This window comes from Frankia sp. CeRuru1 (assembly GCF_977966315.1).
This window is the reverse complement of sequence record NZ_CDWWEW010000051.1, coordinates 10411-18999: the sequence shown is the minus strand read 5'-3', so window position 1 is coordinate 18999 and position 8589 is coordinate 10411. Positions and strand designations below refer to the sequence as shown.

Below are 8589 nucleotides of genomic sequence, written 5' to 3'. Positions count from 1 at the left end.
GGCCCGGAGGGCCAGGGCCGGCCGGACCGCTCCAGGGCTTCGGACTCCAACACCCGGTACGGCAACGCCGGGTACGGCGGATCGCCGCGTGCGGGCGATGCGGGATCCGGTAGTTCCTCCAGCTCCTCTTCCTCCTCCTCGGCTTCCTCGTTCGACCGCCGCCCGGGTGGGGCTCGGCGTCCGGAGGGGACCGGCGGTGGGCGTGCCCCGGCGGCTGGCGGTGAGCGCTTCTCCCGAGCCGACGGCCCGCGCGGTGACCGGGGCGCGAACGGCCCGCGCGGTGACCGGGGCGCGAACGGCCCGCGCGGTGACCGGGGCGCGAACGGAGCCTCCGCCCGCAACCGGGGTGCCGCCGAGGCAGCTTGGCGCGAGCGTCGAGGTCGGCCGGGCGCGGAGGAGACCGGTCGGTCCGGAAGGCCGACTAGCCGTCCCGACCACGGCAGACCGGGGCGCGACTCCTCGGTATCCCATCGGCCCGGGCAGGCCCGGGCCAGCAGCGACGGCCCGCACCCCCGGCACGACGGCCCTGAACGGCCGACTCACGGCAGAGTCTGGCGTTCCGATGGCGACCGTCCCGCGGGTACGCGCTCGGCCGGCCTGCGGCCCGGCGGCGATCGAGGCCGGAAGTCCCGGGAGTCCCGGGAGACGCGGGAGTCCCGGGACACCAGCGGTGGAGGGGCCCGCCGCGACGGCTCCGCTCGCGCCGAGCACCGCGGCCGGCCGTTCACCGAGGCTTCCAGGCCCGGGGGCGGCGGCCCCCGCGGCGGCCGTCCGACCGGGCCGGGCCGGCCCGACAGAACTGACCGGGCTGGCCGGACAGATCAGACTGAGCAGGGCAGCCGGCGGGCCCGGGTGCCGGCTCCGCCACTTCCCGACGAGGCCCGCGCGGACCTGCTGGACCACGACGTGCGCCGCTCCCTTCGGGGCCTGCCGTCGTCGCTCGCCGACACGATCGCCCGCCATCTCGTCGCAACCGCCCTGCTGCTCGACGACGATCCCGCCCGCGCGCTTGCCCACGCCCGCGCCGCCGCCGATCGAGTGCCACGCCTGCCCGCGGTGCGCGAGGCGGTCGGTATCGCGGCTTACCACGCGGGGGAGTACGCGACGGCCCTGGTGGAACTTCGGGCCGCTCGTCGGATGGACGGTTCCGCGCACAACCTGCCGCTGATGGCGGACAGCGAACGGGGGCTGGGCCGGCCGGAGCGTACCGTCGCCTACCTGCGGGATCCGCAGATCGACCAGCTTGATCCGGCCGCTCGGGCGGAGATGCTCATCGTCGTCTCCGGGGCCCGCCGGGACCTCGGTCAGCCGGAGGCCGCCGTCGTGTTGCTGCGGGATCTGGCCACGGCCAAGATGCCGCCCGCGCCGTGGACCGCCCGTCTCTGGTACGCCTATGCCGAGGCGCTGCTTGCCGCCGGTCGTCCCGAGGAGGCCGCACGCTGGTTCACCTCCACGGCGGCGATCGACGAAGGAGAGACTGACGCCGACGCCCGCGCGTATCTGATCATGACTGGTCGGCCTCTCCCCGAGGAGAACGAGGAGGCTGCGCGGGACGGCGCGGATCTCCTGCTCTCCGATCGGGCCGATCCCGGCGCGGACGCCGGGACCGAGGCGAATACCGAAGCGAATGTCGATCAGGACGTTACCGGCCATGATTTTACTGATCATGGTGACGCCCCTGGCCCCGGCCTCGAGACCGAGGGGACGAAGACCGAGGGGTAGGACCGTCCGGCCGAGGGCCACTCCGCCCGCGGTATCCGTAGGTCTGCGGGGAGGTGGGTCCGCGGTGGAGACGGACAGTACCTACGCCGGTCATGCGTACGCCGGTCAGTCGTCGAGTGGACGCAGCACGAGTCCGGTGCGCGGCTTTGGGGTGAACAACGTCGACTTGCGCGGCATCCGCTCGCCGGCCTCGGCGACGGCCGCCACATCGGCGATCGGGGTGGGGTTGAGCAGCAGCGCGGTACCTCCCGCCGCAGCCGCCGCGGCGATCGCGGCCGGCGCGTCGTGGTGGTAGTCGACCACGCCCACCGTGTCCGTCAACCCCCAGACGTCCACGATCAACGCAAGATGAGTGACGGTGACGTCGAGTCCACGGAAGGCCGCCGACCGTTCGGGGGGCAGGCTACGCGCGAGCAGGTCGGGGTCGGGCTCGGTGAGCAGGTAGGCCGCGGTGCCGTTGGTGACCACGAATGCGTGCCCGCCCTGCCCGGCCTTGGCCAGCTCCTCCACCAGCGCGTCCGAGTCCGCGCCTGCCGGCCCCACGCCACCGGCATCCCCGGCAGCGGTACCGCCCTCGCCGGGCCCGGCGAGCTGACGCACGGTGAACACCTCGGCGGCCCGCCGCACTGCCTCGGCGAGCCCGAGACCACGCACCACCCGGTGGATGGCGTGCACCTGGGGCCCCGAGACGGTCGCGTCGACGAGGAAGGCCAGACCGAAGTCCCAGGGACCCGAACCATCCCCGGCGGCGTGCCGTTCCGCCTGGTACTGGCGGTAGGTGGCGTACCGATGGTGGCCGTCTGCGATCATCGCGCGCCGGGGCAGTAGGTCCGCGGCGATGGCGGTGAGGACCGCCGGATCGTCGATGGCCCAGAGCCGGTGCGTCACCCCGTCGCCCGTGGACGTCTCCACCAGCGGCGTCGTGGCGACCACCATCGAGACCACCCGGCTGGTCTCGCCGCCGCCGGCGTAGAGCAGGAAGATCGGTTCCAGGTTCGCGCGGGTCGCGCGGGTCAGCGCCAACCGGTCTGAGACCGGGCCCGCCATGGTGTTCTCATGCGGGAGGATGATCCCCGCATCCGGATCGGTCAGCGCGACCGCCCCGATCAGCCCGCGCTGGGCATGGCCGGCCTGCTCCTCCTCGTAGACGTAGACGGAGGCCTTCTCGTCGCGACGCAGCACCCCGCTGTCCAGCCATGCCCGCAGCGTGCGGGCGGCCCCGTCGTAGTCCTCCCCGGGGAGGATGAGCCGTACCACGTTGTGCTCGTCGCGCGCCTGGAGTTCCGCCCGCTCGGCGTCGTCGATGACGTCGTAGGGCGGGGAGGTCAGCGGGGCGAGGTCCGGCCCGGAGGACGGAAATCGTGCGGCCCGGAACGGGGCGAGCACGAGACCCGCCGGGGCGGGAACGGGACGATCGGCGTCAACCATGAGCCGCATCGTAGGGCCCCGAGAGCGCGGACCCGGTGTGACCCGGGAGTGCCCTCGCCACTGACCGCCCGTGTTCCGGCCGGCCCAACCGGGCGAGAGGAACATTTCACCACCTTTACGTAGTGCGAGCGTGCCATCGGAGCGGCGGGACGGTGGACAGCGCACACCTGATCGTTATGGGGATCTCGAGGTACGTCGGGTGGCTTTGCGGCGACACTGGAGCTGCGGACCTCGAGGATGTGCCTGGTGCCTGCGGTGGCGGAGCCGGACGGAGTGATTCCGGATCCGGAGGTGTTCCTCGGGTGAGAGGCGGTGATGCGCACCGAGGGCGCCACGGTGCGGCGGAGCCCGGCGCGAGGCCCGTGCCCGGTGCTCAGGATTGGCGAGGCGGCAGATGATCATCCGTGTAGTGGAGGTGAAGATGTCCGAGGAGACCGGCCCTCCGGGGGATGTACCGGACGAGATGCCCGGTGGGCTGCCCGCCCGCGGACGACGTGATAGATCCAGCTCGGTGCCGTCCGAGGTGACGTCCTGGGGGGATGACGGTGCGGACCGGTCCCGGCCGGGACCGGCGGGTGAGGTCTACGACTGGTACACCCGGGGGATGGCGCTGCTCGGCCACGGGGACGCCAATGCCGCGGTGCAGCTGCTGGCCCACGCCGTCGCGGCCGAACCCGCCTCGCCGAGCGTGCGGGAGGCGCTGGCCCGGGCGCAGTTCACCGCCGGTCAGTACGGCGCGGCCCGGGAGACCTTCGCCTGGATCGTGGATCGGCATCCCACCGACGACTACGCCCAGTTCGGCCTCGGGTTGTCCGCCCGCAAGATCGGTGATCTTCGGGTAGCCGTGGAGCATCTGGCGCTGGCCGTGGCGATGCGTCCCGACATCCGACACTACGATGTCGCGCTGCGTGGCGCCCGCGCGGCGTTGGCCCGAGCGTGACCCGGCCGGCCGCCGTGCCCGCGGACGAGACCACGTCAGTCAGCTCTTCGTCAGTCAGCCCTTCCGCGGTCTCCTCCGCTTCGTCGTCCTCCGTGTTTTCTGGTTTCTCCGTGCCTTCCGGCGGCTTCCCCGGGCCGTTGCGTGGGACGGACCGGCCGCTGGCCGATCTGTTCGACGTCGCCCTGATGGATCTTGACGGTGTCGTCAACCGTGGGGGCGCCGCCGTGCCGCACGCGGCGGACACCATCGCCGCCGCGGGCCGCCGGGGGATGCGCACGGTGTACGTCACGAACAACGCACTGCGCCCGCCGGCCGAGGTCGCCGCCCGCCTGCGCGGCTTCGGCGTGCCGGCGCAAACCGAGGACGTCGTCACCTCGGCGCAGGCAGCGGCGCACGTCCTGGCTGAACGGCTGGGCACCGGATCTCGGGTGCTCATTACCGGAGGGCGGGGACTTCGACAGGCGGTGACGGAGGAGGGCCTGGTCCCGGTGGACTCGGCCGAGGACGATCCGGCGGCGGTGGTCCAGGGGTTCGACCCAGATCTCACCTATGCCCGCCTCGCCGAGGCGGCCTATGCCATCCGGGCCGGAGCACTGTGGATCGCCAGCAACGCCGATCGCACCGTGCCGACCGAGCGGGGCGTCGCGCCCGGCAACGGATCCGTCATCGCCTTCCTGCGGGCCGCCACGGACCGCGAGCCGGTGGTGACCGGCAAGCCCGAGTTGGCGATGCACCGTGAGTCGATGCGGCGCAGCGGAGCCCGGACACCCCTCATCGTCGGTGACCGGCTCGACACCGACATCGAGGCCGGTCACCGGACGTCGACGCCGACCCTGCTCGTCTTCACCGGGGTGACGACCCCCGGGGACCTGCTCGCCGCTCCCGCTCCGCACCGTCCCAACTTCGTCGCCGCGGACCTGCGCGGGCTGCTCCGGGCGGCGCCACCGGTGAAGGCCGTCCCGGAGCTGGGGAACCACGCCTATCGTTGCGGCGCCTGGAGCAGCCGGGTCGAGGAGGGGACGCTGCACTGGTCGGGTGAGAGCCACTGGTCGGGTGAGAGCCACGGGCCGGGCGATGACGCGTCGGGTGGCGATCGTTCGGGTAGCGGGCATTCCGGTGGGAATGCGTCAGACTGGGATGTGCCGGGCGACGACACGTGGAACGGGGACGGCACCGACGGGCTGGACGGGCTGCGGGCCGCCTGCGCCACAGTCTGGTCCGCCCTGGACAGCGGCGTCGCCGTCCACACGATCGTGGCGCGACGCCCGCCGGGCTGCGAGGACCTGATGGCTCCGGAGCCCCGGGCGCTGGAGCCCGTGGCGCCCGCCTGAGTCCCGGCGCCCGCCTGAGTCCCGGTGCCTTGGAGCATCGTCGGCGAACAGGCGCATCGTCACAGCAGCGAGCGGACCCGCAGCAGATCCCGCACGCTCGCGTCCACCTTCAGCCGTCCACTGACCCAGGCGGTCATCGCGGGAAGCCTTCCCTCGGCGACCGCCACCAGGTCGTCGCTGTCCAGCGTCAGGATGATCTGGGCGTCGTCGCGGGTGCCCTCGCCGATGTGCCGCAGGCAGCCGTCACGCAGCTCCCCGGAGAAGACGGCATCGAGATCGGGGATACGGCAGACGATGACGCGATCCGGGGCACGGGGGGGACGGCCGTCGGCGGAGAGCCCATCCAGGCGGGCGGCGAGAGCATGGAGCGCGGCCTCGCACTGCGACCTGTCGGCCATCCCGGCCGGTCCTCCTCTCGGCCTGTTCGACCTGTGCCCCTCTCGGCCCGGCGTGTCCGGGACACTAGCGTGGGAGTAGGTGTTCCGGGCGGGACGACCCGCGTGGTGGGCGAGTTTACACCGGTTGCGAGCCGATCTCCGGTGGTCCTGACGGACCCGGGGTGAGGTCCCGGGCCGGCCGAGGGCGGATCCGGCCGGACGAGGAGTGGACAGGACATGAGATTCGTCGCATGACGCACGCCGCCAGGGTCCGTCGCGTCAGCGGCCGTGAGTGCGGGAGGCTGACAACGTGAACACCGAGAATCTGCCCGCCGAGGTTCGCGACGCCCTTGGCCGGCTGGACATGCTCGACGTCCTACCGACGGCCGCGCATGTCGAGGTCTTCGAGGAGATAAACCGCCGGTTGGCCGGGGCACTGGCGGACCTGGATGGGAGCGCTGACCAGGTTAAGGGCGCTGACCACGTCAAGGGCGCTGGGGGCGCGGCCGGGCCGGGCGTGCCCGTTCCGGCGCGTTCCGGGGCGCGTCCCACGGGAGGGCCGCGGCCCGGGCCGGGCATGATCCGGCCGGTGCGGTGAGTCGCTCCGGGGTCACGATGTCCCGCCGGACGCGTCTGGACAGCGAACTTGTCCGTCGTGGTCTCGCCCGGTCCCGGGAGCAGGCCGTTGCGGCGATCACCGCGGGTCGGGTGCTGGTCGGCGGCATTCCTGCCACGAAGGCCGCCACGGTGGTCGACGGATCCACCTCCATCGCGGTGACGAAGGGGGACGATCCCGGCTACGCCTCCCGCGGCGCGCACAAACTTCTCGGTGCCTTCGAGGCCTTCGGGGTCCCCGCACCGGAACCGGGGCCGGGTGTCGAAATCCCGCGTTCCACCGGCCCCACGCTGGTCGTGGCCGGTCGACGGTGCCTGGACGTCGGTGCCTCCACCGGCGGCTTCACCGACGTGCTGCTGCGGTACGGGGCGGCCTCCGTCGTGGCCGTGGACGTCGGCTACGGGCAGTTGCTGTGGCGGCTGCGCTGCGATCCCCGGGTCTGCGTGCTCGACCGCACCAACGCCCGGAACCTGACGCCCGCCGAGATCGGTGACCGCGTCGACCTGGTCGTCGGGGACCTGTCGTTCATCTCGCTGGCCCTGGTGCTGCCCGCGCTGCGCGCCTGCGCGGTCCCAGACGCCGATTTCGTGCTGCTGGTGAAGCCCCAGTTCGAGGTCGGCCGGGAGCGGCTCGGGCCAGGCGGGGTGGTGCGCGACACCGCGTTGCACGCCGAGGCGGTCCGCGACGTGGCCACGTCCGCAGCCATGCTGGATCTCGGCGTGCGTGGTGTCACGGCGAGTCCGCTGCCCGGCCCGGCGGGCAATGTCGAGTACCTGCTGTGGCTGGCCGCCGGGGCTCCACCGCTCGACGCGGACGTCCTGGCCGGGGCGATCGCCGCCGGCCCCGCCGGCCCCGCGGGATCGGGGCGTCGGGCATGACGCGGGAGATCCTCGTTGTCACCCATCCCCGCCGCTCGGTGGTCCGGGAGAGCGCCCATTGGGTCATCGAGGGCCTGGCCGCCGCCGGGGTGTCGCCGCGAGTGCTGCGGGACGAGGCGGAGATGCTCGACCTGACCGCCGCCAACATCGTGCCGCACGACGCCGACGCGGCCGTCGGGGTGGAACTGGTGCTGGTCCTCGGCGGCGACGGCAGCCTGCTGCGCGGCGCGGAGCTGGCCCGCACCGCTGACGCCCCGCTGCTGGGCGTGAACCTTGGGCACGTCGGGTTCCTCGCCGAGGCTGAACCCGACGCGCTGGCATCCACCATCGAGCACGTCGTCCGCAAGGACTACACGGTCGAGGAACGCATGACGGTCGACGTCACGGTCCGGCGGCGTGGCGAGGTCACCTATACCGGCTGGGCGCTCAACGAGATGTCCCTGGAGAAGGCCGAGCGCGCTCGGATGCTGGAATGCGTGCTGGAGATTGACGGGCGTCCGCTGTCCCGGTGGGGATGCGACGGGGTGATCTGTTCAACGCCCACCGGATCCACCGCCTACGCCTTCTCGGCCGGTGGTCCGGTGATGTGGCCGGGCGTCGAGGCCCTGCTGGTCGCCCCGATCAGCGCGCACGCGCTGTTCGCCCGGCCGCTCGTGCTGGCGCCGGCCTCCGCGGTCGCCGTGGAGATCCTGCCGCCGGTGCCCGCGGTCCTCTACTGTGACGGCCGGCGGTTCGTCGAGGTGCCCCCCGATTCGCGGGTCGAGGTGGTCCGCGGCCGCCAACCGGTGCGGCTCGCCGTGGTGCATCCGCTGCCGTTCACTGATCGTCTCGTCGCCAAGTTTGGCCTTCCGGTGGAAGGCTGGCGAGGACGCAACCAACGTCCCTCCCCCGCGTAGCAGCTTCGCCGCGACGCGGGGACCCCTGGCCTAGGGCGCCGTTCGGGGTTTCCGTCAGCTCGCCTTCGGCGAGCTTCCTGGGATGATCGTCGGGGGCTTCGCCGCGACGCGGCGGCAGCGGTGGCGGATCTTCCGCCTCTGCGATATCGGCCTCCGTCCTGGTGACGCTAGAGTTCGGGGCGTGCTCGAGGAGATTCGCATCCGCGGCCTCGGGGTCATCGACGACGCCGCCCTCGACCTTGCTCCCGGCCTCACCGTGGTGAGCGGCGAGACCGGAGCCGGCAAGACCATGATTGTCCAGGGGCTGGGGCTGCTCACCGGCGGGCGGGCGGATTACGGTCTGGTCCGGCCGGGGGCCGATCGCGCCTTCGTCGAGGGTCGGCTCGTCATCGGTGCCGAGT

At 72.9% G+C, this 8589-nt stretch carries 8 protein-coding genes and 1 pseudogene; 7 read left to right on the top strand and 2 right to left on the bottom strand.

Annotation, left to right across the window (positions count from 1 at the left end; translation table 11 throughout):
• Nucleotides 1–852: 852 nt before the first annotated feature.
• A complete protein-coding gene (locus AC08OP_RS06165) occupies nucleotides 853–1722 on the top strand; it encodes a tetratricopeptide repeat protein (RefSeq protein ID WP_476613299.1) in 870 nt (289 codons plus the stop codon).
• A 105-nt stretch (nucleotides 1723–1827) separates the two neighbouring features.
• Here the strand turns inward: AC08OP_RS06165 and AC08OP_RS06160 are convergent, their stop codons facing one another.
• A complete protein-coding gene (locus AC08OP_RS06160; protein WP_476613298.1) occupies nucleotides 1828–3159 on the bottom strand; it encodes a DUF1015 family protein in 1332 nt (443 codons plus the stop codon).
• Nucleotides 3160–3571: 412 nt separating this feature from the next.
• Between AC08OP_RS06160 and AC08OP_RS06155 the strand changes: the two genes are divergently transcribed.
• On the top strand, nucleotides 3572–4090 hold the full coding sequence (locus tag AC08OP_RS06155) for a tetratricopeptide repeat protein (protein WP_476613297.1): 519 nt from the start codon (nucleotides 3572–3574) through the stop codon (nucleotides 4088–4090).
• Nucleotides 4091–4200: 110 nt separating this feature from the next.
• The gene (locus tag AC08OP_RS06150; protein ID WP_476613296.1) at nucleotides 4201–5421 is read left to right on the top strand and encodes an HAD-IIA family hydrolase; all 1221 of its coding nucleotides are present in this window, start codon (nucleotides 4201–4203) and stop codon (nucleotides 5419–5421) included.
• A gap of 59 nt (nucleotides 5422–5480) precedes the next feature.
• On the opposite strand, the gene AC08OP_RS06145 is transcribed toward AC08OP_RS06150, so the two are convergent.
• The gene (locus tag AC08OP_RS06145) at nucleotides 5481–5819 is read right to left on the bottom strand and encodes an alkyl sulfatase C-terminal domain-containing protein (protein WP_476613295.1); all 339 of its coding nucleotides are present in this window, start codon (nucleotides 5817–5819) and stop codon (nucleotides 5481–5483) included.
• Nucleotides 5820–6108: 289 nt separating this feature from the next.
• On the opposite strand from AC08OP_RS06145, the gene AC08OP_RS06140 reads away from it, so the two are divergent.
• From AC08OP_RS06140 to AC08OP_RS06125, 4 genes and pseudogenes are all read left to right on the top strand, one after another.
• Nucleotides 6109–6396 carry a hypothetical protein gene (locus AC08OP_RS06140; protein WP_476613294.1) on the top strand — a complete coding sequence of 96 codons (288 nt, stop codon included), beginning with the start codon at nucleotides 6109–6111 and terminating at the stop codon, nucleotides 6394–6396.
• 17 nt (nucleotides 6397–6413) lie between these two features.
• Nucleotides 6414–7292, top strand: a complete 879-nt coding sequence (locus AC08OP_RS06135; protein WP_476613293.1) for a TlyA family RNA methyltransferase — start codon at nucleotides 6414–6416, stop codon at nucleotides 7290–7292.
• Nucleotides 7289–8188: an NAD kinase gene (locus tag AC08OP_RS06130; protein ID WP_476613292.1), complete on the top strand. Its 900-nt coding sequence runs from the start codon at nucleotides 7289–7291 to the stop codon at nucleotides 8186–8188. The genes AC08OP_RS06135 and AC08OP_RS06130 overlap by 4 nt, the downstream gene beginning before the upstream one ends.
• A gap of 181 nt (nucleotides 8189–8369) precedes the next feature.
• Nucleotides 8370–8589, top strand: a pseudogene (locus AC08OP_RS06125) (AAA family ATPase); the annotation flags it as partial.

Excerpts from the sequence above, each read along its gene's own strand:
- AC08OP_RS06160 (WP_476613298.1), bottom strand. The coding sequence starts at position 3,159 with ATGCGGCTCATGGTTGACGCCGATCGTCCCGTTCCCGCCCCGGCGGGT.
- AC08OP_RS06155 (WP_476613297.1), top strand. The coding sequence starts at position 3,572 with ATGTCCGAGGAGACCGGCCCTCCGGGGGATGTACCGGACGAGATGCCC.
- AC08OP_RS06145 (WP_476613295.1), bottom strand. The coding sequence starts at position 5,819 with ATGGCCGACAGGTCGCAGTGCGAGGCCGCGCTCCATGCTCTCGCCGCC.
- AC08OP_RS06135 (WP_476613293.1), top strand. The coding sequence starts at position 6,414 with ATGTCCCGCCGGACGCGTCTGGACAGCGAACTTGTCCGTCGTGGTCTC.
- AC08OP_RS06130 (WP_476613292.1), top strand. The coding sequence starts at position 7,289 with ATGACGCGGGAGATCCTCGTTGTCACCCATCCCCGCCGCTCGGTGGTC.